Here is a 25596-nt window from a genome sequence, read left to right on the forward strand (position 1 = left end):
TTTGATCAATTATTGAGCAGGCGGCACGTAACCGTCGGCCTTGGCGTAATCCTCGCCGGAAAAGAACTTGTCCATCTCGCCCTGCAGGTATTTGCGGTCTTCGGCGTTCATCATGTTCAGGCGTTTTTCGTTGATCAGCAGGGTCTGGTGTTTTTGCCAGTCAGCCCAGGCTTTGGCGGAGACATTGTCGAAGATGTCCTGGCCTTTGGCGCCGGGGAACGGTGCACGCTCCAGGGCAGGCAATTGTTCGTGGTACTTGCGGCACATGATGGTGCGGGTCATGACGGAACTCCTGCGTTCAATACGTCGGCCGCGCACTTCAGCAGTTTTTTTACCGGGGCGGCAAGGCCCAGGCGCGGCGGGGTGGCGAGGTTATACCAGAGCCAGTCGGCCTCGGCCACGTGATGGGCGGATTCCTCCACCTGGACCAGCCAGGGTTCGATGGCCAGCTGGAAATGGCTGAAGGTGTGGATCAGCCCCGGCAGTTCATGCGGCGTGCCCAGCGCGAGCGCGTGCTGGTTGGCCAGGTGTTCCAGGTCTTGGAGGTCGTCCAGCTCGGGCAAACTCCACAAACCGCCCCACAGGCCCGTCGAAGGGCGGCGGTAAAGCAGAATCGCGCCCTCTGCGTTAGCCAGCATCGGCATCAGCGTGCGCTTTTGCGGGATGGTCTTGCGCGGCTTGGGAATTGGGTAGCGCGTCTCCAGACCGAGCATGTGCGCCTCGCAGCCCTTTTCCAGCGGGCACAGCAGGCAGCTGGGTTTGCTACGGGTGCAGAGCGTGGCGCCCATGTCCATCATCGCCTGGGTGTAGGCGTTGACGCGATCGTGTGGCGTAAAGCGCTCTGCGGTGGCCCAGAGCTGCTTGGCGACCTTGGGCTCGCCGGGGTAGCCCTCTTGCGCGGTAAAGCGCGCCAATACGCGCTTGACGTTGCCGTCGAGGATGGGCGCCCGCAGGCCCATGCTCAGGCTCGCGATCGCACCGGCAGTGGATAAGCCAATGCCGGGCAGTTCAGTGAGCTTTTCGACGTCCTTGGGAAACTCGCCACCGTATTGGGCGACGACGATTTTGGCGGTCTTCTGCAGGTTGCGTGCGCGGGTGTAGTAACCCAGGCCGGTCCACAGGTGCAGCACTTCGTCTTCCGGCGCGGCGGCCAGGGCTTCGACCGTCGGCAGGGAAGCCATGAACCGGTCGAAGTAGTTGAGCACGGTGCTGACCTGAGTCTGTTGCAGCATGATCTCCGAGACCCACACCCGGTAAGGCGTAATGCCCTGTTGCCAGGGCAGGTCATGGCGGCCGTGGCGGTCGTACCAGTCCAGCACCGCCTGTGAAAACTGCTCGTTTCTCATCGTTTGAACAAGCCTTTAAGGGCGTCTTTCAACTGCGGGTTGACCTTGTCGAGTTTCTCTTCGAGCTTCTCGCTGAGTTTGTTGCCGGCGGCTTTGACCGCAACCTGAGTCAAGCCGTCCTTGTCCAGGCGGCAGGCTTTGGCGCCCAGTTCCAGCGGGCCACGGCAGCGCAGCGGAACTTCGATGCCCTGGAAGTTGGAGCCGACCTGGCAGGCCGGGTCCGGCACGTCGCGTGTATCGCCTTCGACGATAATGCCGACGCGGTAATCCATGCCCAGCACGCGCAGGTCGATGTCACCGTTGCCGTTGACCGTCAGGCCCGGGATACGCACTTTCAGGTCCGGGTTGCTGGCCACGCCGTTGCGCAAGGTCAGGTTGCCGCGCAGTTCCTGGAACGGCGTGTCCTTGCCTTGTGGCGTGGTGCTCAAGGTCTTGCGGTTGAGCAGTGCGATGCCGGTGCACAGCTGCTGTTCAATGTTGGCGTTGAGCAGCGCGCCGTTATTGATCACAAAGCTGGCGGTGCCGTTAAGGCTGTCGATCAGCGCCTTCTGGCTGTTGCCACGGCCGTTGAGGTTGCTGTCGAGGGTGATCTGGCCTTTTACCGGCGGGTTTTGCCCCTGAGCTTGCAGGATGCGCTCAACCGGCACTTGCTTGATGTGGGTTTGCAGCGCCAGCACCGGGATGTCCTGGCGCACATCGAGTGTGCCGTTGGCCTGGAAGGTGCCGTTGTAGAGACCGCCGCTGAGGGTATCAAGCTTGAGCTGGCCATCGACGCCGGAGGCTTTGAGTGCCGCGTTCTGGATCGGCAACTTGCTCAGGGTCAGTTGACCGAAGGCCAGGTCGGCGTCCACGTCCAGCGTGCGCAGACGCGTGAGTGGCAACAGCTTGTCGGTGCTCCACGCGCCTTTGGTCGGTGCGTCCGGCAGCGGTGTGGTGCCACCGGCGGCCATGGCGCCGGCCTCGCTGTTCTGCACTTCGGCCTGGCGTGCGGCCGCTGCGCCTTTGGCGGTTTCGGACTTGGCCGGCAGGTAGTTGTCGGCGTTGAAGGTATCGCCTTTGAGTTGCAGGCGCAGGGATTGCTTGGCGAAATCCTCTACAGCGATGCGGCCGGTGAAGGTGCTGCTGTCGAGTTTCAGGTTCAAGTCTTCCAGTGCCGCGCTGGTAGGCGTGCCCTTGAGGCGGCTGACCAGTTCGACCTTGCTGAGGCTGCCCGCCGCCATCGGCGGCAACGGGTGGCCGACGCTGTCGAGGAACTTGGCCAGGTCAAACTGGGCAATGGACAGGGCGCCGCTGAGCTGTGGGGTTTTGTTCAGGTCATTGACCTTCAGTTCACCCAAGGCGCGCAGCTGGTTGGCGGAGAGTTTCAGGTTGGTCCATTCGGCAATGTTGGCCGCCAGGTCCACCAGCAGTTGGCCCTGGGTGGAGAACGTTACGGTCTTGCCCAGCAGTGGCTCGCCGGTGGCTTCGCCGCTCAGCTTCATGTCTTCGAACTGGTAGCGCTGGAGCGCACGCTGGATGCGCAGGTTGCCGTTCAACTCGGTCTTGACGCGCATCAGCGGCTGGTTGCTGCCCAGAAATGCCGTGAGTTTGAGCGGAATGCTCGCGCCTTCGTGCACGGCACCGGCGCTCAACTGGATGCTTTCGGCGCTGTACTGCTTGCCGGTCTGCTCATCGTTGTATTCAACGCGGGCGTTGTTGATGGTCAGGCTGTCGATGTCCAGACGGATCGGTTTTGGCGGCTTTTCCGGTTCAGGTTCGGCCGGCGTTTGCTCGGGGGCAGGCACCGGCGCATTGGCCGGTTTCTCGGTTACGTTCTTGCCGATGTCCTCCCAGTTGCCGTGGCCTTGCTTGTCACGGTTGAGGCGCAGGTTCAGGCCTTCGACACGCACATCGCTCATCTGCACTTCACGGCGCAGCAGCGGCAGCACGCGCACCGACAAGCCGAGCATCTGCAGGTCGGCAAACGGCTGAGTCGGGTTGGTCATGGTCGCGACGCTGGCTTCGTGCAATTCCAGGCCCAGCCAGGGGAACAGGCTCCAACCGATATCGCCATTGAGCGTCAGCTCGATGTGGGCCTTGTCGCGGGCAATCTGGCGGATCTCGTCTTTGTAATCGTTGGGATCGAAGAGGTGGGTCAGGGCAAAGCCCAGGGCCACAATGATCAGCAACAGCCCGAGAAGTACCAGACCCAGGATTTTGCCGAACGCTTTCATGGGCGAGTCCTTGTATGTCGATTTCAAAATTTAGCCGCAGAGTATAACGCCCGACGGCCTGCGTCAGTTCATGCATCGTTACATTGTATCTAGACGCAGCAAAATCGGATTTTGCCGCCCAACAGAGCAGGTTGCGTGAAAAAGGTGATATCAGTTTGGTTTTTCTGTCATCCACTGGTGCTAATCTGCGCGGGTTCGTCTGTCGTCTGCGACACAGCGTCGCGCTCAAAAGGAGCTTTACTCAACAACAACGGCCAACGCTCTGCGTGCAAGGCCGAGGGAGAGAGCGCCTGACGGACACATACTAATAACTGGGGGAAACACCAATGAGCACAAGCACTGCGGCGGGTAGTAATGCCGCACAGCCTGCGTTCCTGTCCAAGGAACGCATTATCGCCAAGCCAGGGTTCAACCGCTGGCTGGTGCCACCGGCCGCTCTGGCCATCCACCTCTGCATCGGCATGGCCTACGGGTTCTCGGTGTTTTGGCTGCCGCTGTCCAAGGCGCTGGGTATCACTGCACCGGTCGCCTGCGCGCCGGACATGAGCTTCATCACACAAGTGTTCTCGTCCCAATGCGACTGGCCCATCTCCATGCTGGGCTGGATCTACACGCTGTTCTTCATCTTCCTGGGTTGCTCCGCAGCGATCTGGGGCGGCTGGCTGGAACATGCCGGGCCACGTAAAGCCGGCGTTGTATCGGCCTTGTGCTGGTGTGGCGGTCTGTTGATCTCGGCGTTGGGCATCTATACCCACCAGATCTGGCTGATGTGGATCGGCTCCGGCGTGATCGGCGGTATCGGCCTGGGCCTGGGCTACATTTCGCCCGTGTCGACCCTGATCAAATGGTTCCCGGACAAACGCGGCATGGCTACCGGCATGGCGATCATGGGTTTCGGCGGCGGCGCGATGGTTGGTGCTCCGTTGGCAGCCGCCCTGATGGGCCACTTCGCTTCGCCGACCAGCGTTGGCGTGTGGCAGAGCTTCGTGGTCATGGCCGTGATCTACTTCGTGTTCATGATCGGCGGCGCCTTGTCCTACCGCGTTCCGCCAACCGGCTGGAAGCCTGAGGGCTGGACCGCGCCGGTAAAAAAAGCCGCCAATGCGATGATCACCCACCGTCACGTTCACGTGAACGTGGCGTGGAAAACCCCGCAATTCCGCCTGGTGTGGCTGGTGCTGTGCCTGAACGTGTCTGCCGGTATCGGCATTCTCGGCATGGCGTCGCCGCTGCTGCAGGAAGTGTTCGGTGGCAAGTTGCTGGGTGTGGATGTGCCGTTCGGCCAACTGGATGCCGGGCAATTGGCGTCCATCGCGGCCATCGCCGCAGGCTTCACCGGCTTGTTGAGCCTGTTCAACATCGGTGGACGGTTCTTCTGGGCGTCGTTCTCCGACTACCTGGGCCGTAAAAATACCTACTTCGTGTTCTTCGCCTTAGGCTTTGCCCTCTACGCGCTGATCCCGAATCTGGGGCACCTGGGCAACGTGGCGCTGTTCGTGGCGGCGTTCTGCATCGTCCTGTCGATGTACGGCGGCGGTTTTGCGACCGTTCCGGCCTACCTGGCCGACCTGTTCGGCACCCAGATGGTCGGCGCGATCCACGGTCGCCTGTTGACCGCTTGGGCGGCGGCGGGCGTGTTGGGCCCGGTGCTGGTCAACTACCTGCGTGAGTATCAGCTGAGCATCGGCGTTGAACGTGCCGCAGCGTATGACATCACCTTGTACATCCTCGCCGGCCTGCTGGTGCTGGGTTTCATCTGCAACCTGCTGGTGCGCCCGGTGGCCGACAAGTACTTCATGACCGACGCGGAACTGGCTGCCGAACAGGCGCTGGGCCATGACAAAGGCGCCACTGCCTCTACCTCGCTGGAGTGGAAGGCCTCTTCCGCCAGCGTGCCATTGGCCATCGTGGCGTGGCTGGCGGTGGGTATTCCGTTGGCGTGGGGTGTGTGGGTGACCCTGCAGAAGACTGCGGTATTGTTCCACTGACAGACCGTTCCCCAGTGCCCGCTCACGCAAGGTGAGCGGGCCTCGGGCAGCCAGCGCGGGCTAATCCTGCTTCTTGTCAGGCAAGGCTTTGGTTGATTGACCGCGCCATGGGATGCGTTGAAACCATGGCCGCGGCACCGGATGCACAATCACCCGCAAGGCTCGTGCGTAATCCATCACCAGGCCGGGTGTCCAGGCCATGGTCATGGCGCGCTTGCGTACTTGCGCGGCAATCCACAGTTCCGGCATGAGCAGGGTCTGCAACACCGACCGCCAGCGTCGCGAGCGTTCCGCCAATACCCCATCCATCGAGGCTTCCAAGGCAAATGCCACGCTGCTCGAGCAGTTGCGGTAGGTCAGGTTGTAAGTGGCCTGTTGGCGATAGTTATTGGAAAACTCAATCAACGCCTTGCGGCTGTACCGGTGAAAAATGATCTTGCGGTCCGAATCGCACCAGTTGGCCACTTCGGTGGCGTAGTCCGGCTGGAAGGTGCCCGGCACGTCATTGTTGCGGGTGGCCTTGAGGATACGGAAAAACTCTGACGGTGAGCGATCGATGTCTGCCACCGGATACAGGCTCAGGTACACCGATGGCGACAGTTCAAGGGCAGCGTGCCCGGTTGAAATCACACCTTGTGCGTCCACGGCCGCGATGTAGCGATTGATGATCGGGCGGGGAATGGTGGTTGCGCTGGCGGTGCCTTCCGGCGTCCAGATATGCACCACCAGTGGATCGGTGCAGGCAGGCTCCGGCTCAAGCTGCGGCGGCGGTTCCTGCGGCGGCAGCTTCTTGAAATCCGATAGCAGATCCCTGGGCGCAAGCAGCTCGAACGTCGAGGTGCCATGGCGCAATCGCCTGACGCGACGCGCAATGCGTACCGTGTTCAGGCCGCTGACGATCATCAGCGCGCCAAGAAAAAAAGACACGGTGGCACTGTTGGCGATGGGGTAGGGGCTGACCAGCAACCCGGCGAATACCACTTGGGCGCCGCCGCTGATCAAGGATGATCGCCAGCGCGGGAACCTGACGACCCAGGCCGAGGTGATGGTCAGCAGGCCGATCACAAAATAGGTAAAGCCAAAAATGATCGCCAGCAGCAGGTTGCTGTAGACCTTGTCGGCGAGGATCAATACCGCGACAAAAAAGCAAATCCCGCCCTTGAAATACAGCACGGCGCGCTGAGTACCTACGCCGCTGGCGGCCACGCTCAGGGTGACAATGCTTTCCAGCAGCAACAGCAAGCCGAACGCGCGCAGCGGAAAGTACAACTCGCCATCCAGGCCGTCGATCATCACGCCAACGCCCATCACGCCCCATACGATACCGATCAGGCCGAGAAACCAGAATTTGGATCGGACGAATTCAACGCCGAACAGCAGTAAAGCAATCTGAATCATGAAGGTACTCGTACAGGTAGACGCTGGTCGGCAAAGGGCAAAGGTTCAGCAATAGCGACTGCTTTGCCAGTTGCCGACAAATACTTGGCCCCTGGCATCGCGCATGGCGCCGGGGCTTTGGTCGTAAAGGGTCAGCCAGTCACCGTTACCTTTGTCGATGCGAAAGGCCAGCGATGAGGCGTGGGTACGGGTGTCCGGCGACCAGTGCTGTTTGAGTTTTTCGCGGTCTTCGGGGTGCACGCGCGCCAGCACCTGCTCAATGGTGCCCAGGGGCCGGGTGCCGATATCCAGTAGCGAATCAAGGTTGTCGTCCCAGAGGATGTCGCCTGTTTCGGGATGCAACTGGTACATCACGCCGTCGCCCCCCAGCCGCCCGGTTTGCGGGTCGTAGGGCTTGGCCGATTGCGTCATCAGGCGTATCACCACCACCAGCAGGGCGGTAATGGACAAGTAGCTTTGCGCAAGCAGCAGAGGCTCGCCTTCGAGCAGGCCCGGCACATAAAACGGCCCGGTCTTCTGATCGGTGTAATTGACCACGATGCTGCCCAGCACCAGCAGCGCGATTGAGCCGCCAGGGCTGCGCCATGTCACGCACACAGCAAGGGCGAGGGCGATCGGCAGGCAGGCCAGGATGAAATACACCGCGGCGCCGGCATCGGTGTCCAGCATGCTGGTGAGCCAGTGCGGCGCGGCCCCGAAGACGTACCAGGTATTCAATGCGAGCAGCAGCAGCCACCCTGCGCCGGCGAGTTTCTCCCGCGCGCTGGTGGGAAATTCGCGCAGGTTGCTGTTCAGCACGTTCATGACCACGACGGTCGCAAAGAACACACCGTTAACGCCAGACATCCAGTTGGTCATCAGCGTATGGGGTGATGTTTCCCCGGCCAGCATCAGCCAACCCTTCCTGATCAGCGCCTGTACGCCACAAATGGCCACGGTCGCCAGCAACCACAGCACGATGGCGTGCAGGTCGTCGCCACGGCGCGCGAAGCGCCGTACCAGCCAGGCAATGGCAATCGAACCTGCCAGCGCCTCAGCCGACAGCGCGATGGCGGCCGGTGACTCCTCCCAGCCGTGCGCACCGAGCAGCACCCGCGCGATCAACAACACAAGGAACAGCATCGGCCAGTGAGCACGGCGCGAGCTCAGGAAGGCCGACACCGAGACGCCCGCCGGAAACCAGATAATCGCCATCTTCGAGACGGGGTCATCAAAGGCCAGCGAGGCCATGCCGGTGACGTAGTAGGTCAGCGCCCACAGGAGGAGAATGCCGCTGCGCCGTAAGACTCTGGGTATCGTCACTGTTCAGTATTCATCAGGTTTCAAACGTAGCGCTCATGTTACAGCGAAGCCGGCGCTGGCATTTGGCTAATATGCCGCGCGCACCATCCTGGAGCACGCACTTGTACGCACATGTCTATCGCCGACACTCCATCAGTCTTATCCCCTTCGATGTTTCTGTTTAGCGCCCGCGCCCCTATAATGGCTGCCTTTTTCGCCCAATGATTTTGCGGAGCTGGTGATGGCCGAACGTAAGGCGTCCGTCGAGCGCGACACTCTGGAAACCCAGATCAAAGCCTCGATCAACCTGGATGGCACCGGAAAGGCCCGATTTGATATCGGTGTACCTTTTCTTGAGCACATGCTGGACCAGATCGCCCGTCACGGGCTGATCGACCTGGATATCGTCAGCAAGGGCGACCTGCATATCGACGACCACCACACGGTGGAAGACGTCGGTATCACGTTGGGCCAGGCTTTTGCCAAAGCCATCGGCGACAAAAAAGGCATCCGTCGCTACGGCCACGCCTATGTCCCGCTGGACGAAGCGCTGTCGCGCGTAGTCATCGACTTCTCCGGCCGCCCAGGCCTGCAGATGCACGTGCCCTACACCCGCGCCACCGTGGGCGGCTTCGACGTTGACCTGTTCCAGGAATTCTTCCAGGGCTTCGTCAACCACGCCCTTGTCAGCCTGCACATCGACAACCTGCGCGGCACCAACACCCACCACCAGATCGAAACCGTGTTCAAGGCTTTCGGCCGCGCGCTGCGCATGGCCGTGGAGTTGGATGACCGCATGGCCGGGCAAATGCCCTCGACCAAGGGCGTTCTGTAATGCAGACGGTCGCGGTTATCGATTACGGCATGGGTAACCTGCACTCGGTGGCCAAGGCCCTCGAGCACGTAGGCGCCGGCAAGGTGCTGATCACCAGTGACGCCAACGTGATTCGCGAAGCCGACCGGGTGGTATTTCCTGGGGTTGGCGCGATTCGCGATTGCATGGCCGAGATCCGCCGCCTGGGCTTTGACAGCCTGGTGCGCGAAGTCAGCCAGGACCGCCCGTTCCTCGGCATCTGTGTGGGCATGCAAGCCTTGCTTGAGCGCAGTGAAGAGAACGCCGGCGTTGACTGCATCGGCCTGTTTCCAGGCCAGGTGAAGTTCTTTGGCAAGGACCTGCACGAAGACGGCGAGCACTTGAAAGTCCCGCACATGGGCTGGAACGAGGTGCGCCGCACCGTCGACCACCCGCTGTGGCACGAAATCCCGGACATGGCGCGTTTCTACTTTGTGCACAGCTACTACATCGCCGCCGGTAACCCGCGTCAGGTGGTCGGTGGCGGGCACTACGGCGTCGACTTCGCCGCAGCGCTGGCCGAAGGTTCGCGTTTTGCCGTGCAATTCCACCCGGAGAAGAGCCATACCCATGGCCTGCAATTGCTGCAGAACTTCGCCGCGTGGGATGGCCGGTGGTAAATGGCCAAGAAGCCGAAAGTGCCGATCTTGAACCTCACGCCCGAACAGGAGCGTGAGGCGACGCTCAAGATCAAGCGCTTCATGGAAGACCGCTTTGAGCTCAAGTTGGGCTCGTTCGAGGTCGCCGAGCTTCTTGAGCTGTTCACCACCGAAGTAGCGCCGCACTATTACAACAGGGCGATTTTCGACACGCAGACGCTCCTTAAAGAAAGGTTCGAAAGCATCGAAAGCGACTTGTGGTCGCTTGAGAAACCCTGATTTCCCAAGCATTGCTGAATATCGAATAAGGTTTGCCAGATGCTGATTATCCCCGCTATCGATCTCAAGGACGGCGCTTGTGTACGCCTGCGCCAAGGCCGCATGGAAGACTCCACCGTGTTCTCCGATGACCCGGTGAGCATGGCTGCCAAATGGGTAGAAGGTGGCTGCCGTCGTCTGCATCTGGTGGACTTGAACGGCGCCTTCGAAGGCCAGCCGGTCAACGGTGAGGTGGTGACCGCCATTGCCAAGCGCTACCCGAACCTGCCGATCCAGATCGGCGGCGGCATTCGCTCCCTGGAAACCATCGAGCACTACGTCAAAGCTGGCGTGAGCTACGTGATCATCGGCACCAAGGCCGTGAAAGACCCGGCGTTCGTTGCCCAAGCCTGCCGCGCGTTCCCGGGCAAGGTGATTGTCGGCCTGGACGCCAAGGACGGCTTCGTCGCCACCGACGGCTGGGCTGAAATCAGCACCGTGCAAGTGATCGACCTGGCCAAGCAGTTCGAGGCCGACGGCGTGTCCGCCATCGTTTATACCGACATCGCCAAAGACGGCATGATGCAGGGCTGCAACGTGCCGTTCACCGCCGCGTTGGCTGCCGCCACCAAGATTCCAGTGATCGCTTCCGGTGGTATCCACAACCTGGGCGACATCAAATCGCTGCTGGACGCCAAGGCGCCTGGCATCATCGGCGCCATCACCGGCCGTGCGATCTATGAAGGTACCCTGGACGTCGCCGAAGCCCAGGCTTACTGCGATGCCTACAACGGCTGAGGACTGACCATGGCGCTGGCCAAACGCATCATCCCTTGCCTGGACGTCGACAACGGTCGCGTGGTCAAGGGCGTCAAGTTCGAGAACATCCGTGACGCCGGCGACCCGGTGGAAATCGCCCGTCGCTACGATGAACAAGGTGCCGACGAGATTACCTTTCTCGACATCACCGCCAGCGTCGATGGCCGTGACACCACGCTGCATACCGTGGAGCGCATGGCCAGCCAGGTGTTTATCCCGCTGACCGTGGGCGGTGGCGTGCGCACCGTGCAAGACATCCGCAACCTGCTCAATGCCGGTGCGGACAAGGTCTCGATCAACACCGCCGCCGTGTTCAACCCGGAGTTTGTCGGCGAAGCCGCGCAGCACTTTGGTTCACAATGCATCGTGGTCGCCATCGACGCCAAGAAAGTCTCCGGGCCTGGCGAAACCCCGCGTTGGGAGATCTTCACCCACGGCGGTCGCAAACCTACCGGGCTGGACGCGGTGGAGTGGGCGATGAAGATGGAAGGCCTGGGCGCCGGTGAAATCCTGCTGACCAGCATGGACCAGGACGGCATGAAAAACGGCTTCGACCTCGGCGTGACCCGCGCCATCAGCGATGCGCTGGGCATTCCGGTCATTGCGTCCGGCGGTGTCGGCAACCTGCAGCACCTGGCCGACGGCGTGATCGAAGGCCACGCCAGTGCGGTGCTGGCGGCAAGCATTTTCCATTTTGGCGAATACACCGTTCCGGAGGCCAAGGCCTACATGGCGGCGCGCGGTATCGTCGTTCGCTAAACGCTGCTGGACACCATGGCGAGCGCGCGGCACTCTCTGCGCTTGCCATGGATTCCGGTAACTTTCATGTTCAAACACCTGCTGCTCGCCCTCGCCAGTTCTTCCATGCTTTTGGCAGGCTCGGCCCGTGCCGAAGAACCGTCGGACGCCTCTTTGGTGTTGCTGACGGAAAACTTCCCGCCGTACAACATGGCAAAAAACGGCAAGAACTTCGCCAAGGACGAGAACATCGAAGGCATCGCCGTGGACATCGTGCGCGAGACCTTCAAGCGTGCCGGCATTTCCTACAACCTGACCCTGCGTTTTCCTTGGGAGCGAATCTACAAGCTCGCCCTGGAAAAACCTGGCTATGGCGTATTCGTGATGGCGCGCCTGCCGGACCGTGAAGCCCTGTTCAAGTGGGTCGGCCCGATCGGCCCGGACGATTGGGTGATGCTGGCCAAGGCCGACAGCAAGATAGAGCTGGCGGATCTTGAACACGCCCGTCGCTACAAGATTGGCGCCTACAAGGGCGACGCCATTGCCGAAACCTTGGAGAAGCAGGGCCTCAATCCGCTGGTGGTGTTACGCGACCAGGACAACGCGCAAAAACTCATGGATGGCCAGATCGATCTATGGGCGACGGGCGATCCGGCTGGGCGCTACCTGGCGCGTCAGGTAGGCGTGACGGGGCTCAAGACCGTGTTGCGCTTCAACAGCGCGCAACTCTACCTCGCGCTGAACAAGGACGTGCCGGACGAACTGGTCGCCAAGCTTCAGGCCGCGCTGGATCAGCTGCGCAAAGACGGCGTAATCGACGAGATCATGGCGCGCTACCTCTAACTGGCAAGAACTACTGTGGGAGCTGGCTTGCCTGCGATAGCGGTGGTTCAGCTGAAATAGGTGTCATTGAAAGACTGCTATCGCAGGCAAGCCAGCTCCCACCGCGAATACTGCATTTCAAATGCACCCATGCAGCGCACTGCAATCAGCGGGAAAACCACGGTCAAAAATGTGGGAGCGGGCTTGCTCGCGAAAGCGGAGTGTCAGCCACTCAATTGGTTGACTGACCCACCGCCTTCGCGAGCAAGCCCGCTCCCACACTGGAATGTCGCCACCTTATCTAACGGTACTGACCGTTCTTGCCATGCCCGGCCATGGCCTGATTGCCGCGCACGCTGATCATCAGCTTGATATCAATCCAGTCGATTCCCTGAGCCTTGAGCTTGGGCAACTCGCGCTCCAGCACCGCCAGCGTCTGCGGATAGGGGTGGCCGATCATCACCACTGAGCCCTGCTTGTGCGCCAGCTTGATCGCGGTTTGCAGCTGCGTGGTAATGGCCGCCTCGGTGCGCTCGTCATCGAGGAATACGTCCCGCGAGACATGCGCCAAACCAATCTTTTGCGCTTCGGCGGCGGCGACGGTTTGCGCGCTGGTGCGGCTGTCGACAAAGAACTTGTTACGCCGCTGCAGTTCGCCCATCAACCAAGCCATGGCGTCCCGTTGGGCAGTCATGCGGCTGCCCATATGGTTGTTGATGCCAGCGGTGTAGGGCACTGCCTTGAACGCGGCGTCCAGGCGCTTGCCAAGTTCTTCGATCGGCAACTCGGGGTGCCAGGCGAACGGGCCGGTGGCCGGGTCCATGGGCATGTGCAGGATCACAATCTTGCCGGCCTTGTGCGCTTCGCGGGCGAATTCGGCGGCGTGGGGCGTGTCCGGCATCACCGCGGTGGTCACCGGCCCGGGCAGGGCCAGCACGCGACGATCCCGGGGCAGGTTTTGCCCCAAGTCGTCGATGATGAGGGTCAGGTAGGCTTTGTGTGGCTCGCCGTCAGGCGTCGCGTGGGCGACGCCTGCCAGGCTGCACAGCAGGGCGATGATCAGGGCAAAGCGCATATCAACGGCTGCGCGTGATGCTCAGGCCTTTCAGCAGGCTCAGCGCCTGGGCCAGTTGGTAATCGTCGTCCTGCGGCATCGGCTTGGCTTTGGCGCCGCTGCCGGTTGGCTGGTCGGCACCGCCGTTGCCATTGCCCAGGTGACCTTGCAGGTCGGCCTCTTTGTAGTATTCGCTGTCGATCTCGTTGGTGATCTTGGCTTTACGCACTTCGATGTCCGGGACGATGCCCTGCGCCTGAATCGAACGGCCGTTCGGCGTGTAGTACAGCGCTGTGGTGATCTTCAATGCGCGGTCATTATTCAGCGGCAATACGGTTTGTACCGAGCCTTTGCCGAAGCTGGTGGTGCCCATCAGCACGCCGCGTTTCTGGTCTTGCAGGGCACCGGCGACGATTTCCGACGCCGAGGCACTGCCGCCGTTGATCAATACAGCCAATGGCACGCCTTCGCTCAAGTCATTGCCGGTGGCCGAGAAGCGCAACTCGGAGTTGGCGATGCGGCCTTTGGTGTAAACGATCAGGCCCTTGGTGATGAAGTGGTCGACCACTTCCACCGCAGACTGCAACACGCCGCCTGGGTTGTTACGCAGGTCGAGCACGATGCCGTTGAGTTTCTTGCCGTTGTCTTTGCGCAGCTTGGCCAGGGCCTTGGCCACTTCGTCGCCGGTCTTGACCTGGAACTGGGTGATGCGGATGTAGCCGTAGCCGGACTCCAGCAGTTGGCTCTTCACGCTCTTGACCGTGATGGTCGCGCGGGCCAGCGTCACGTCAAACGGGTTGCCGCCGTCGCGCACCAGGGTCAGGGTGATTTTCTGGCCGAGCTTGCCACGCATCTTGTCGACCGCTTCGGTCATGGTTTGGCCGCGTGTCGGCTGACCGTTGATCTTCACGATCAGGTCGCCGGCCTGGATGCCGGCCTTGGACGCCGGGGTGTCGTCAATCGGCGAGACCACTTTGATCTGGCCGTCTTCGGAGCCGACTTCGATGCCCAGGCCGCCGAACTCGCCGCTGGTGCTTTCCTGCAACTCGGCAAAATCTTCCGGGCCCAGGTAAGCGGAGTGCGGGTCGAGGTTGCTGAGCATGCCTTTAATGGCATTTTCCAGCAGGGTTTTATCGTCTACGGGTTCGACATAGGCTGCCTTGATCCGGTCCATGACCTCGGCAAAGGTACGCAGCTCGTCCAGCGGCAGCGGGGCCTTGGTGGTCGCAGCCGTGGCAGCGGGTGCAGCCCCGGCGGCCTGGTCGGCAAAAGCCAGAGGCGCGCCGATCACCAGGGCGATCGTCAGGGCCAGCGATGTGAGGCGGGACAAATGCAGCATGTCGAACGAACTCCTAATGTAGATGCGGCCCTATCCTTGGGAACGGCACCATTGTGCAGGGTCGCTCGGGCGGCCCTGCTGACGAATAGCGAAGTACAGCGCCGGCGTGTCCTGGCCACCACTGTTACCGACAGTGGAGATGGATTCACCGGCTTTTACAACATCACCTGCCGACTTGAGTAAAGTCTGATTGTGGCCGTAAAGACTCAAATAGCCATTACCGTGGTCAAGAATCACCAACAAACCGGCACCGCGCAGCCAATCGGCAAACACCACGCGCCCACCGTGAACGGCATGAACCTGGCTGCCGGCGGCAGCGCTGATCATGACCCCGTCCCATTTGGCGCGGGTATCGTCACCTCGGGTTTCACCGAAGCGTGCCAGTAGTCGACCATCAACAGGCCATGGAAGTTTTCCACGCGCTGAAGCAAAAGGTCCGCCGAACGACTCGCCGGCGCTGGAAACCAGCGGGCCAGGCGCTGCGTGCGCCGGTTTGCGTGGGGCCGGAGCGTCGGTGGTGGCGGCCAGTTCGGCTTCACGCTGACGCTTTTTTTCCGCTTCCTGCTGGGCGATCAGCGCTTTCTGCCGCGCTTCTTCGGCCTCACGTGCCTGGCGAGCCAGGGTTTCCTCGATGGTTTTGAGCACTTTGCCCAGGTCAGCCTGGTCTTGCTCGCGGGCCTGCAGCTTGGCGTCGCGGGCTTTCACATCGTCGTTGAGCTTGGCCAGGGCTAGCTGGCGCTCTTTGCGTACCTTGTCCAGCTGGTCGCGCTGGGTATCGAGGGCGGTTTTCTGGTCGAGCAGTTGCGACTGCTGGTCGGCGATTTCCTGCTCGACGTTGGCCAGCTGGCGCAGGGTTTCGTTAAAGCCCCTCAATTGCGCCAGGCGTGCCTTGCTCAGGTAGTCGTAATAGGTAAGGGTACGCGCGAATTTTTCCGGGTTCTGCTGGTTGAGCAGCAGCTTGAGGTATTCCTGGCGGCCGCTCTGGTACGCGGCGCGGGCCTGGATCGCAATCAGGCGTTGCTGTTCAACGCGTGCGCTCTGGAGTTTTTTTTTCTCAGCGTCGAGTCGCTCCAGTTCCGACTCGCTCTTCTTTAATTCTTTTTGTAGCTCCTGGACCTGCTTCTCGAGCTTGCCCATCTCGGTTTCGGTACCGCGCAGGTCTTTCTGCACCCCGGATTTCTCTTCCTGGAGCTTGCCGAGCAGTTTCTTCAGCTCGGTAATGTCCTGACGCGTAGCGTCCAACTGTTGTTGGGTTTGTGCGCGCTCATCGGCAAATGCCGGTTGGAGCAGGCAGACTAGAGCGAGGGTAATCAAGGCGCGAAGCATAGAGGCGGGCGACACCAGGGAAAGGGACGGCCTAGTATGCCCGCCAAGCGCCGCAAAAAAAACGCCCAATTCGGGCTGGAAGGCAAGATAGGTGCCGAGTGGCGGTGGTATGGCGAAAAGATATCGACCAAACACAGGAGATCCAATGTGGGAGGGGGCTTGCCCCCGATAGCGGTGTATAAGCCACCTAGGTGTCAGCTGACCCACCGTAATCGGGGGCAAGCCCCCTCCCACACTGTTTAGCGGTGATGCTGGGGATCAAACCAGAATCGAAGTGCCGGTCATTTCCTTCGGCTTCTCCAGCCCCATCAGCATCAACATGGTCGGCGCCACATCGGCCAGCACGCCGCCGTGCCGCACTTTGAAGTCGCGCTTGCCGACATAGATGAACGGCACGGGCTCGGTGGTGTGCGCGGTGTGGGCCTGGCCGGTGGATTCATCCGACATCTGCTCGCAGTTACCGTGGTCAGCGGTGATCAGCGCTTCGCCGCCGACTTTGTCCAGGGCGTCGACGATGCGGCCGACGCACAGGTCCAGGCATTCCACGGCTTTTACGGCCGCTTCCAGGTTGCCGCTGTGGCCAACCATGTCGCCGTTGGCGTAGTTGACCACGATCACGTCGTAACGCTGGTGTTCGATGGCATCGACGATCTTGTCGGTCACTTCCGGCGCGCTCATTTCCGGCTGCAGGTCGTAGGTGGCGACTTTTGGCGATGGAATGAGGATGCGTTCTTCGCCCGGGAACGGTTCTTCACGCCCGCCGGAGAAGAAGAAGGTGACGTGAGCGTATTTTTCGGTTTCGGCGATGCGCAGCTGGGTCTTGCCGTTCTTGGCCAGGTAATCGCCCAACACGTTTTCCAGGCTGCCCGGTGCGAACGCTGACGGGGCCGGGATGTTGGCAGCGTATTGGGTGAGCATCACGAACTCGGCCTTTGGCTGACGTGCGCGCTCGAAGTCCTTGAAGCCGGCATCGACGAATACATGGCTCAGCTCACGGGCACGGTCGGCGCGGAAGTTCATGAATACCACGGCGTCGCCGTCTTCGACTTTCACTGGCTCGCCGATGGTGGTGGCTTTGACGAATTCATCGCTCTCGCCTCGGGCGTAGGCGGCTTGCAAGCCTTCCTGGGCGGTAGCCGCGTTGAATTCGGCCTGGCCGTCGACGATCAGGTTGTAGGCCTGGGCCACGCGGTCCCAGCGGTTATCGCGGTCCATCGCGAAGTAACGGCCGACCAGGCTGGCGATGCGGCCTTTGCCGAGGGCGGCGAAGGTGGCGTCGAGCAGTTCAATGGACGACTGGGCGCTTTTTGGCGGGGTGTCGCGGCCGTCGAGGAAAGCGTGCAGGTAAATTTTGTCGGCGCCGCGCTTGAACGCCAGCTCGGCCATGGCGACCAGGTGGTCCTGGTGGCTGTGTACACCGCCGTCGGACAGCAGGCCCATGAAGTGCACGGCCTTGCCGGCCGCAACTGCTTTATCCACCGCCGCGCAAATGGCCGGGTTCTCGAAGAACTCGCCGTCACGGATCGATTTGGTCACGCGTGTGAAGTCTTGGTATACCACTCGTCCGGCGCCGAGGTTCATGTGGCCGACTTCCGAGTTGCCCATCTGGCCGTCCGGCAGGCCTACGTCCATACCGGAACCGGAGATCAATCCGTTGGGTACTGTGGCGGTCAGGCGGTCGAGTACCGGCTTCTTGGCCGAGTACACGGCGTTGTCGTGGTGGCTTTCACTGTGTCCGAAGCCATCGAGAATTATCAGGACCAAAGGTTTAGGCGTAGTAGTCATAGATCCTCTCGCGGCGGTAATAAAGGAAGGCAATCTAAAAGGGAGTAGCAGTTTAAAGCGAAGTTCCGACCACGTCACCGCTTTACGGGGGTTGGCCCCCCCTGACGGCTGTGTATACTTACCGCCATTTTAACGCCCTGGAACCTCCTTGATGGTTGATCACCTGATTGCATTTGCCACTGCCCACTACCTGCTCGCGGGTGCCTTCGTCATCCTGCTGGCGCTGCTGATCGCTCATGAAATGAGCCGCGGTGGCCGCAGCCTGAGCACGTCGGAGCTGACCGCGCTGGTCAACAAGGATGAGGCCGTTGTCGTGGATATTCGCCCGGCCAAGGATTTTGCCGCCGGCCATATCGTCGGCGCCCTGAACATTCCGCAGGACAAGCTGATCGCACGCTTGCCCGAGCTGGAAAAATACAAAGCCAAGACCATCATTCTGGTCGACGCCCAAGGCCAGCACGCCGGCACCCACGCCCGCGAGATGCTCAAGACCGGTTTCACCGCCGCCAAACTGTCCGGCGGTATCGGCAGCTGGAAGGCCGATAACCTGCCGCTGGTGAAGTGATATGAGCCAGGTTGTCGTTTATTCCAGCGATTATTGCCCTTACTGCATGCGAGCCAAGGCTCTGCTGGAGAAAAAGGGCGTTGCCTTCGAAGAGATCAAGGTCGATGGCAAGCCCCAGGTGCGCGCCGAGATGACCAAGAAAGCGGGACGCACGTCCGTGCCGCAGATCTGGATCGGCGACAAGCATGTCGGTGGTTGCGATGACCTGTTCGCCCTGGAGCGCGCCGGTAAGCTTGATGCGCTGCTGCTCGTCTGACTCCTAACCCCTAAAAGACCCCAAGATCAAGAAGGATCTGCGATGACTGACCAACAGAACACCGAAGCAGCGCAAGACCAAGGCCCACAATTCTCGCTACAGCGGATCTACGTGCGTGACCTGTCGTTCGAAGCGCCGAAAAGCCCGGCCATCTTCCGCCAGGAATGGACCCCAAGCGTTGCGCTGGATCTGAACACCCGTCAAAAGGCACTGGAAGGCGACTTCCACGAAGTCGTGCTGACCCTGTCGGTCACCGTCAAGAACGGCGAAGAAGTGGCCTTCATCGCTGAAGTGCAACAGGCCGGCATCTTCCTGATCCAGGGCCTGGACGAGGCTTCGATGAGCCACACCCTGGGCGCGTTCTGCCCGAACATTCTGTTCCCGTATGCCCGTGAGACCCTGGACAGCCTGGTCACCCGTGGCTCGTTCCCGGCGCTGATGCTGGCTCCGGTGAACTTCGATGCCTTGTACTCGCAAGAGCTGCAGCGCATGCAAACAGAAGGTTCGTCGACCGTTCAGTAATGGGCCCGACGCAGTACCCAATGTGGGAGGGGGCTTGCCCCCGATAGCGGTGGATCAGTCACATAGTTGTCGACTGACACTCTGCCATCGGGGGCAAGCCCCCTCCCACATTTTGCTTTGTGTGTTATTTAAAACCGAGCTGGCGCCAGCCTTCATAGACGGCGACGGCCACGGTGTTGGACAGGTTCAAGCTGCGGCAGCCCTCACGCATCGGCAAGCGCAGGCGGTGGCCGTCGGGCAGGGCGTCGAGCACCTCGGCCGGCAGGCCACGGCTTTCCGGGCCGAACAGGAAGGCGTCGCCTTCGGCAAAGCTGGCGTCATGAAACGGCCGCGAACCCTTGGTGGTGAACGCGAACAGCCGCGGGTGGCCCAGGCTTTCCAGGCAACTGGCCAGGTCCGCATGGCGCTTGAGCGTGGCGTACTCGTGGTAGTCCAGCCCGGCGCGGCGCAGGCGCTTGTCGTCCATGTCGAAGCCCAGAGGCTCGATCAAATGCAGGTGGCAGCCACTGTTGGCGCACAGCCTGATAACGTTGCCGGTATTCGGCGGAATTTCTGGTTGAAAAAGGATGACGTGAAACATGCACGGCTCCGAAGGCAAAGATGCGCTGCATTCTACCCCCGAAGACGACCCAAGACCGAAGCTATTGCCCAGGGTTTTGGGCTCATTGGCGATTGTCGGGTTGATGATCGGCCTGATGATCGGCCGCCTCACCACGCCGGACCCGGTCGAGCTGCAACACGTCGAGACCGCGGCGGACGGCCTGGTGGTGTGGTTCAACAGCGAACCCAAGCTGCACGGCGAACATATCGACGGCACCGTGGCGCTGCTGTTTGACGCGCTGGGCAAAGCTGCCAGCGGGCAACTCAAGGTCAATGACAAGGACGTGAACTGGCGCATCCGCAAGACTGATGGCGGCCTGCTGCTGAACCTGGTGGCGGCTCGGCCGTTGCGCGGGGAGTGGAAGGGAGAGAAGGCCGATGGCCGTTGGCGGTTGCAGATCCATCTGCGCGAGGAATAAAAGAGGGAATCCCCGGCCTGCCTGTACCAAGGTTCCCAAAACGGGCTGGGGCTACGGGCGCTGTGCCACATAAGCCCCGGGTGTAAAGAAGGGAGTTCCCGGCCTGCCTGTACCAGGGCTCCCAAAACGGGGTGAAGCCAACGGCTTCGGTATTAAAGAGGGAATCCCCGGCCTGCCTGTACCGAGGTTCCCGAAACGGGTGTGGGGCGCGACGCGATCCGCATCAAGCACCCCGGGTGTAAAGAGGGGATTCTCGGCCTGCCTGTACCAAGGTCCCCGAAACTGGGTAGTACAAGGGTTATTGCAGGGCGCGTGCCAGAACTTGCAATGGGTGCAAAAAAAATTTCCAGAAAGCTCAAAGCCCCGAAATACGGGGCTTTGGCGTTTTCGATGTGCAAGATTTTTTCAACGAGGTTGAGGTTTCAGGCGTTAGATACGTGCCCGATGCCGGTTCATGGTGCATTGAAGCGGTGCACGGTCACGCAACCTTGTGGCGATCCGAACGTGCAGACGATCAAAATGTGGGAGGGGGCTTGCCCCCGATAGCGGTGTGTCAGTCAGCGAGTGTGTGGCTGATACACCGTAATCGGGGGCAAGCCCCCTCCCACATTTGATATTCAGTGGATGAGAAGGCTGTGATCAGCCTTCATCACCCTCATCATCGTCGCCGCCATCGACCTTCATCCCCAGCTCCTTGATCTTGCGCGTCAGGGTATTGCGGCCCCAACCCAGCAGCACGGCGGCGTCGCGGCGGCGGCCGGCGGTGTGCTTCAAGGCGGTTTCGATCATGATCCGCTCGAACGCCGGTACGGCGCTGTCGAGCAGGTTCGACTGGCCGCGTGCCAAGGCCTGATCAGCCCACTGGCGCAGCGCCTGTTCCCAGTTGGTCACGGGTGCCGAGTCCTGCGGCAGGCTCAGCAGCTCCGGCGGCAGGTCGCTGATATGCACTTCGCGACCCGATGCCATCACGGTGATCCAGCGGCAGGTGTTCTCCAGCTGACGCACGTTGCCTGGCCATGGCAGGTTTTTCAGGTACTCCTCGGTCTCGCTTTTAAGCAACTTCGGCTCGACGGCCAGCTCTTGAGCGGCGCGGCTGAGGAAGTGGCGAGCCAGCGTCGGAATGTCTTCGCGGCGATCCGACATGCGTGGGATGTGAATGCGGATAACGTTCAGGCGGTGGAACAAGTCCTCACGGAATTTGCCCGCGTGCACCAGGGTTTCGAGGTTCTGGTGCGTCGCTGCGATGATGCGCACATCGACCTTGACCGGCGTGTGCCCGCCCACGCGATAGAACTCACCGTCGGCCAATACGCGCAGCAAGCGGGTTTGGGTGTCGGCCGGCATGTCGCCGATTTCATCGAGGAACAACGTGCCGCCGTCCGCCTGTTCAAAGCGCCCACGACGCAGGTTGGCCGCGCCGGTAAACGCGCCTTTTTCATGGCCGAACAGCTCGGACTCCATCAAGTCCTTGGGAATCGCCGCCATGTTCAGCGCGATGAACGGCGAAGCCGCCCGCGGGCTGTGGCGGTGCAACGCATGGGCCACAAGCTCTTTACCGGTGCCAGACTCACCGTTGATCAGCACGGTGATGTTGGAGTGGCTCAAGCGCCCGATGGCGCGAAACACTTCCTGCATCGCCGGCGCTTCACCGATGATTTCCGGGGTGCGAGTCAGGGCCGGTGGGGCTTCCTGGCTCTGCTGTTCCTGGGCGTGCTGGTTAGCGCGCTTGACCAGCGCCACCGCCTCGTCCACGTCGAACGGCTTGGGCAAGTATTCAAACGCGCCGCCCTGGTAGGACGCGACAGCGCTGTCCAGGTCCGAGTGCGCGGTCATGATGATCACCGGCAGGCGCGGGTGCTGCTCGCGGATGCGCGCCAGCAAGTCCAGGCCACTGGCGCCGGGCATGCGGATGTCGGAGATGATCACGTCCGGCTGCTGGCGCGCCAGGCGGCTCATCACCCCGTCGGCGCTGTCGAAGCTCTGGGTGGTCATGCCTTCCTGTTGCAAGGCTTTCTCGAGGACCCAGCGGATAGAACGGTCGTCATCGACGATCCAGACAGTTTCACTACGGCTCATGTCGATGGGGCTCCTTGTTCCAGAGGCAGAAAGATCGAGAAGGTGGTGTGGCCGGGATGGCTCTCACACTCGATCAAACCCTGGTGCTGGCTGATGATGTTCTGGGTAATGGCCAGGCCCAGCCCGGTACCGTCCGGGCGGCCGCTGACCATGGGAAAGAAGATGGTTTCCTGCAGTTCTGCAGGAATGCCCGGACCGTTGTCGATGATCTCGACCTTGGTGACCAGGCGGTGGCGCACATGGCCGATGGTGAACTGGCGCAGGGCACGGGTGCGCAGGCTGATGCGGCCCAGGCGCAGCTCGTTCTGGCTGCTGATGGCCTGCATGGCGTTGCGCACGATATTGAGCACGGCCTGGATCATCTGTTCGCGGTCGATCAACACGTCCGGAATGCTTGGGTCGTAGTCGCGTACCAGGGTGATGCAGCCTTGGCTTTCGGCCTCGACCAACTGGCAAACGCGCTCCAGCACTTCGTGCACGTTGGTCATCGCCAGCGACGGCAATTTGTTGGAGCCGAGCATGCGGTCCACCAGGTTACGCAGGCGGTCGGCTTCTTCGATGATGACGTTGGTGTAGTCCTTGAGGTTCTCGTCCGGCAGCTCGCGGGCCAGCAATTGCGCGGCGCCGCGAATCCCGCCCAGCGGGTTCTTGATCTCATGGGCCAGGCCGCGCACCAGCATCTTGCTGGTTTCCTGCTTGGACAGCTGCGCTTCTTCTTTAGTGATACGCAGCAAGCGGTCGCGCGGGTGCACTTCGAGCAGCAGCAAGGTGGCGCCGTTGCTCAGGATCGGGGTCACGGCGTAGTCGACGGTCAGGGTCTGGCCGGTGAGGGCGGTGAGCATCGCTTCGCGCTTGGTGAACGGGTGTGCCTGCTCCACCGCCTGGCGCAACGAGCTCAAGGCTTCGGCCGACTCGGTGAACAATTCGCTGATGAACTGCCCATGGCTGCGCTGGCCGCTGATGGCCAGGAGCATCTCCGCCGCCGGGTTCATGTACTCAAGACGCAGGTCGTCATTGAGCAGAATGGTCGCGGTGGTCAGGTTGTCGAGTAACAAACGGTGCAGTGCATCGCTGATGGTCATCAGGACCTCTTTTGGAGCAAGGCGCGGGCTTGAGGCACACGCTGATACAAGGAAAATGCAAAAACCAAACCAAGGCTCCGAAAAGAAGCGTTAAAGCCCTGAAATAGGGATTTAAGGCGCGAAACTGTGGCGTTCTGCCAGCTCACTCGGGAAGATTCGAACCAAAATGGGCTGTCAGGGTGGGAAGGGTGCGGCACTACGCACCAATATAGTGCAGTTTTGCGAGGTCTGTTCAGGAAGGTTTTTTAGGCGTGCTTTTACGATTGTTCAGGCAGGGCTTGATGACCTCGCGCAAGCCTTTGCTGTCTTTGGGCAGGATGAACTCGGCGCTCAGTGGCGAATCACCCGGAATCGCGGAGGGAATGGTCATCCTGATGAGCTGGCCACCCATGTCGTCGGTGATCCACTCGCGCAGCTCCTGGCGGTTGGCGGGCATGGTGAGTTTGAACAGCACGCCGTGCTGCTGCGTGGGCTCGGCGCTGTAATAGCCGTTTACGCGGTAAGTGCGGGGTGGAAGCACGCCGGTGGTGAGGCTGAGCGGCCCGGTGGAGCGAGCATCCGGGCCTTCATAAATGCCGGGTTTGAAATGCAACTGGTCGGTGTGGGTGAGCAGCGAGATCATTGGGCGCAAGGGCGCGCTGTAGCAGGCCACATGCAGGATCGCCATGCTGGAATTGCCGTCGTGGGCGGCGGTGCCATTGATGCGGGCATTGATAATCGTGCTTTGAGGGTAAGGCGCCTCTACCGTCCACGCCGTGGGCTCAAGGTCGAGGGGCGTAGGCGGTGTGGTTTTTTGCGCTGCGGCGATTGGGCTGAGCGCGAGCGTCAGTGAACAGAGGGTCTTACAGATAAGGTTCATCGCGAAGACATCGGCGAGTGGCGGCAGGACGCTGCATCGTAGGGGGTCGATGGCCTGGGATGTATCAGACATTTCCGCGATTTAACCAAGGTTCGGGAAAGGGCCTTCAATGAAGCAGGCCCTTATCCTTCAAGGCGCGTAGACGCACAACTCGGCTGTGGCGCGGGTCATTGCGATCTGCACCAAGGGATCGTTCAGCGGTTGATGCACGGCCAGGGCTACCCAGTGCGGGCACTGCGGGTTGCTGCGCTCGGGGCCGAAGTCGGCTAATTGTTGCAGCATGCGCCTTTGCAGTTGGTCCAGTTGGGGGCGAATCTTGCCGGTCAGGTCCGGGCGCGGCGTATCGGGCGCCTTGCCTTTAAACTGCCAGTCGGACAGTCGGGTGTATTGCACCAGTTTATTCGCCTCTATCTGCGCGGAGAAAAATTGCTCCGCCGCCTCGGGCGAGACTTTGTAGTCGGGGGCCTGGGCTCTCGCGCTGGCGATCACAGCCTGTTCGCGAGGTCGGTCTTCCACGGCCTTGTGGCTGTCCCATTTGCTCAGTGCGACCTGGTCGGCGATGGTCAGGCGCTCGGCGATGCTGTTGAGCAGCGGTTCGAGTGTCGGCGGCGCGGCGCTGGCCGTGGCGCTGGCGAACAGCAAGGCAAGTACGAGTCGATGTTTCAAAGGCGATCCCCTGTAGGCACGAGCGTGTTCGAAGGTCGCCAACGATAACGCGTAATTATTGAAGGCGCGCGGCACGCATGAGATTTTTTGCGCGCCGCCGTTGCCCGGTGGTTATTGGCGCCGGGCGGCATCAATCGGTGTGGGAGAGCGGCATGCCCGGGCTGCCGGCATAAAACACCAGTAATTCCACCGGTGTATCCCCTGTGACGCCTCGATGGACGATGTTGACCATCTCGGCGAGTGTCTGCCCTTGTTTGAAAACCTGAGCGTGACCGCTGTCGCGGCTTTGCACGGTGAGTTCTCCACGGAGTATGTAAGCCGCGTTGGGCATCGGGTGTGTGTGCCAGGCGAGGGTGGTGTGTGGCGCAATCTTGAGCTTTAGCAGTGTCAGCTCCGGGGCGCTTTGGGGGTAGCCGGTATAAGGCGTACCGTCCCAGGATGCGCTGCTTTGCAGCAGGATTTGCCTTTCGATTGGCGCAAGGGCGTTGGGCGGGGTGCCACACCCGTGCAGGAACAGGCAGGCGATGAGCGCGAGCGAGCGGTTGTCCATGATTTGATCCGTTGAGCAGAGTAGTGCTTCAGGCTACGGGCGTGCGGTCGGGATGGATGTCGGGCGAGGCGGTAAGTCTGCGCAGTTATCTGCCTGCGTGATGTAAGAGGTGGGCGTGGTAGGTGCCGCAGCGCCGCCAGAAACACGATGGCCCTGATTGGCATCGACCGCCGCCTTCTGCC

Annotated in this window: 26 protein-coding genes; 11 read left to right on the forward strand and 15 right to left on the reverse strand. The window is 61.2% G+C overall.

The features are described 5' to 3' along the window. Positions 1 to 9: 9 nt before the first annotated feature. Genes C4J83_RS01575 through C4J83_RS01585 form a run of 3 tightly spaced genes read right to left on the reverse strand, consistent with a single transcriptional unit; the run spans position 10 to position 3559 of the window. Positions 10 to 282: an oxidative damage protection protein gene (locus C4J83_RS01575; protein ID WP_124416203.1), complete on the reverse strand. Its 273-nt coding sequence runs from the start codon at positions 280 to 282 to the stop codon at positions 10 to 12. After that, positions 279 to 1346 (reverse strand): A/G-specific adenine glycosylase, encoded by a 1068-nt coding sequence (mutY, locus tag C4J83_RS01580; protein WP_124416204.1) that lies wholly within the window; start codon positions 1344 to 1346, stop codon positions 279 to 281. Before mutY ends, C4J83_RS01575 begins: the two co-directional genes overlap by 4 nt. After that, the gene (locus C4J83_RS01585; protein WP_106577465.1) at positions 1343 to 3559 is read right to left on the reverse strand and encodes an AsmA family protein; all 2217 of its coding nucleotides are present in this window, start codon (positions 3557 to 3559) and stop codon (positions 1343 to 1345) included. The genes mutY and C4J83_RS01585 overlap by 4 nt, the downstream gene beginning before the upstream one ends. A 326-nt stretch (positions 3560 to 3885) precedes the next feature. On the opposite strand from C4J83_RS01585, the gene C4J83_RS01590 reads away from it, so the two are divergent. Then, positions 3886 to 5547, forward strand: coding sequence for an OFA family MFS transporter (locus C4J83_RS01590; RefSeq protein WP_106577466.1), 1662 nt, complete (start codon positions 3886 to 3888; stop codon positions 5545 to 5547). 60 nt (positions 5548 to 5607) lie between these two features. Here C4J83_RS01590 and C4J83_RS01595 read toward each other — a convergent pair whose 3' ends face one another. Both C4J83_RS01595 and C4J83_RS01600 read right to left on the reverse strand, forming a co-directional pair. Continuing rightward, positions 5608 to 6945 carry an HdeD family acid-resistance protein gene (locus C4J83_RS01595; protein WP_119738120.1) on the reverse strand — a complete coding sequence of 446 codons (1338 nt, stop codon included), beginning with the start codon at positions 6943 to 6945 and terminating at the stop codon, positions 5608 to 5610. A gap of 45 nt (positions 6946 to 6990) precedes the next feature. Beyond that, a complete protein-coding gene (locus C4J83_RS01600; protein ID WP_106577468.1) occupies positions 6991 to 8247 on the reverse strand; it encodes an MASE1 domain-containing protein in 1257 nt (418 codons plus the stop codon). A gap of 220 nt (positions 8248 to 8467) precedes the next feature. On the opposite strand from C4J83_RS01600, the gene hisB reads away from it, so the two are divergent. The 6 genes from hisB (at position 8468) to C4J83_RS01630 (ending at position 12336) form a co-directional block, all read left to right on the forward strand. After that, positions 8468 to 9061, forward strand: a complete 594-nt coding sequence (gene hisB, locus C4J83_RS01605; RefSeq protein ID WP_003218037.1) for an imidazoleglycerol-phosphate dehydratase HisB — start codon at positions 8468 to 8470, stop codon at positions 9059 to 9061. Beyond that, entirely contained in the window at positions 9061 to 9699 is a 639-nt protein-coding gene (gene hisH / locus C4J83_RS01610) for an imidazole glycerol phosphate synthase subunit HisH (protein ID WP_106577469.1), read from the forward strand. Before hisB ends, hisH begins: the two co-directional genes overlap by 1 nt. Next, positions 9700 to 9957, forward strand: a complete 258-nt coding sequence (locus tag C4J83_RS01615; RefSeq protein WP_106577470.1) for a DUF2164 domain-containing protein — start codon at positions 9700 to 9702, stop codon at positions 9955 to 9957. 39 nt (positions 9958 to 9996) lie between these two features. After that, the gene (hisA, locus tag C4J83_RS01620) at positions 9997 to 10734 is read left to right on the forward strand and encodes a 1-(5-phosphoribosyl)-5-[(5-phosphoribosylamino)methylideneamino]imidazole-4-carboxamide isomerase (RefSeq protein ID WP_057025453.1); all 738 of its coding nucleotides are present in this window, start codon (positions 9997 to 9999) and stop codon (positions 10732 to 10734) included. A 9-nt stretch (positions 10735 to 10743) separates the two neighbouring features. Beyond that, positions 10744 to 11514 (forward strand): imidazole glycerol phosphate synthase subunit HisF, encoded by a 771-nt coding sequence (gene hisF, locus C4J83_RS01625; RefSeq protein ID WP_003171107.1) that lies wholly within the window; start codon positions 10744 to 10746, stop codon positions 11512 to 11514. 66 nt (positions 11515 to 11580) lie between these two features. Continuing rightward, positions 11581 to 12336, forward strand: coding sequence for a substrate-binding periplasmic protein (locus tag C4J83_RS01630; RefSeq protein WP_106577472.1), 756 nt, complete (start codon positions 11581 to 11583; stop codon positions 12334 to 12336). A gap of 280 nt (positions 12337 to 12616) precedes the next feature. On the opposite strand, the gene C4J83_RS01635 is transcribed toward C4J83_RS01630, so the two are convergent. The 4 genes from C4J83_RS01635 to gpmI all read right to left on the reverse strand — a co-directional run bounded on the left by C4J83_RS01635 (position 12617) and on the right by gpmI (position 17819). Beyond that, complete coding sequence (locus C4J83_RS01635; RefSeq protein ID WP_106577473.1) at positions 12617 to 13390, reverse strand: divergent polysaccharide deacetylase family protein; 774 nt, start codon at positions 13388 to 13390, stop codon at positions 12617 to 12619. 1 nt (position 13391) lies between these two features. Continuing rightward, positions 13392 to 14708: a S41 family peptidase gene (locus C4J83_RS01640; protein WP_106577474.1), complete on the reverse strand. Its 1317-nt coding sequence runs from the start codon at positions 14706 to 14708 to the stop codon at positions 13392 to 13394. A 30-nt stretch (positions 14709 to 14738) separates the two neighbouring features. Next, positions 14739 to 16034, reverse strand: coding sequence for a murein hydrolase activator EnvC family protein (locus C4J83_RS01645; RefSeq protein WP_124416205.1), 1296 nt, complete (start codon positions 16032 to 16034; stop codon positions 14739 to 14741). Between the two features lie 258 nt (positions 16035 to 16292). After that, entirely contained in the window at positions 16293 to 17819 is a 1527-nt protein-coding gene (gene gpmI, locus C4J83_RS01650) for a 2,3-bisphosphoglycerate-independent phosphoglycerate mutase (RefSeq protein WP_106577476.1), read from the reverse strand. 151 nt (positions 17820 to 17970) lie between these two features. Here gpmI and C4J83_RS01655 point away from each other — a divergent pair, with 151 nt between their 5' ends. The 3 genes from C4J83_RS01655 to secB are packed head-to-tail and all read left to right on the forward strand — an operon-like array spanning position 17971 to position 19162. Further along, on the forward strand, positions 17971 to 18384 hold the full coding sequence (locus C4J83_RS01655; RefSeq protein ID WP_078740246.1) for a rhodanese-like domain-containing protein: 414 nt from the start codon (positions 17971 to 17973) through the stop codon (positions 18382 to 18384). A 1-nt stretch (position 18385) separates the two neighbouring features. Continuing rightward, positions 18386 to 18640: a glutaredoxin 3 gene (grxC, locus tag C4J83_RS01660; RefSeq protein WP_053253893.1), complete on the forward strand. Its 255-nt coding sequence runs from the start codon at positions 18386 to 18388 to the stop codon at positions 18638 to 18640. Between the two features lie 42 nt (positions 18641 to 18682). Beyond that, complete coding sequence (secB, locus tag C4J83_RS01665) at positions 18683 to 19162, forward strand: protein-export chaperone SecB (RefSeq protein ID WP_124416206.1); 480 nt, start codon at positions 18683 to 18685, stop codon at positions 19160 to 19162. 124 nt (positions 19163 to 19286) lie between these two features. Here the strand turns inward: secB and C4J83_RS01670 are convergent, their stop codons facing one another. Continuing rightward, on the reverse strand, positions 19287 to 19742 hold the full coding sequence (locus tag C4J83_RS01670; protein WP_003171120.1) for a tRNA (cytidine(34)-2'-O)-methyltransferase: 456 nt from the start codon (positions 19740 to 19742) through the stop codon (positions 19287 to 19289). Between C4J83_RS01670 and C4J83_RS01675 the strand changes: the two genes are divergently transcribed. Continuing rightward, entirely contained in the window at positions 19741 to 20181 is a 441-nt protein-coding gene (locus C4J83_RS01675; RefSeq protein WP_106577479.1) for a hypothetical protein, read from the forward strand. The genes C4J83_RS01670 and C4J83_RS01675 overlap by 2 nt on opposite strands. Before the next feature lie 639 nt (positions 20182 to 20820). Here C4J83_RS01675 and ntrC read toward each other — a convergent pair. The 5 genes from ntrC to C4J83_RS01705 all read right to left on the reverse strand — a co-directional run bounded on the left by ntrC (position 20821) and on the right by C4J83_RS01705 (position 25414). Further along, a complete protein-coding gene (gene ntrC, locus C4J83_RS01685; RefSeq protein ID WP_016979129.1) occupies positions 20821 to 22257 on the reverse strand; it encodes a nitrogen regulation protein NR(I) in 1437 nt (478 codons plus the stop codon). Continuing rightward, on the reverse strand, positions 22254 to 23339 hold the full coding sequence (gene glnL / locus C4J83_RS01690; RefSeq protein WP_016979130.1) for a nitrogen regulation protein NR(II): 1086 nt from the start codon (positions 23337 to 23339) through the stop codon (positions 22254 to 22256). Before glnL ends, ntrC begins: the two co-directional genes overlap by 4 nt. 232 nt (positions 23340 to 23571) lie before the next feature. Continuing rightward, the gene (locus C4J83_RS01695) at positions 23572 to 24198 is read right to left on the reverse strand and encodes a hypothetical protein (RefSeq protein WP_124416207.1); all 627 of its coding nucleotides are present in this window, start codon (positions 24196 to 24198) and stop codon (positions 23572 to 23574) included. A 129-nt stretch (positions 24199 to 24327) separates the two neighbouring features. Continuing rightward, positions 24328 to 24864: a chorismate mutase gene (locus C4J83_RS01700; protein ID WP_124416208.1), complete on the reverse strand. Its 537-nt coding sequence runs from the start codon at positions 24862 to 24864 to the stop codon at positions 24328 to 24330. Between the two features lie 130 nt (positions 24865 to 24994). Further along, the gene (locus C4J83_RS01705) at positions 24995 to 25414 is read right to left on the reverse strand and encodes a cupin domain-containing protein (RefSeq protein WP_119738108.1); all 420 of its coding nucleotides are present in this window, start codon (positions 25412 to 25414) and stop codon (positions 24995 to 24997) included. Positions 25415 to 25596 lie beyond the last annotated feature (182 nt).

The organism is Pseudomonas sp. LBUM920 (assembly GCF_003852315.1).
In the GTDB taxonomy this organism is placed as follows: Bacteria; Pseudomonadota; Gammaproteobacteria; order Pseudomonadales; family Pseudomonadaceae; genus Aquipseudomonas.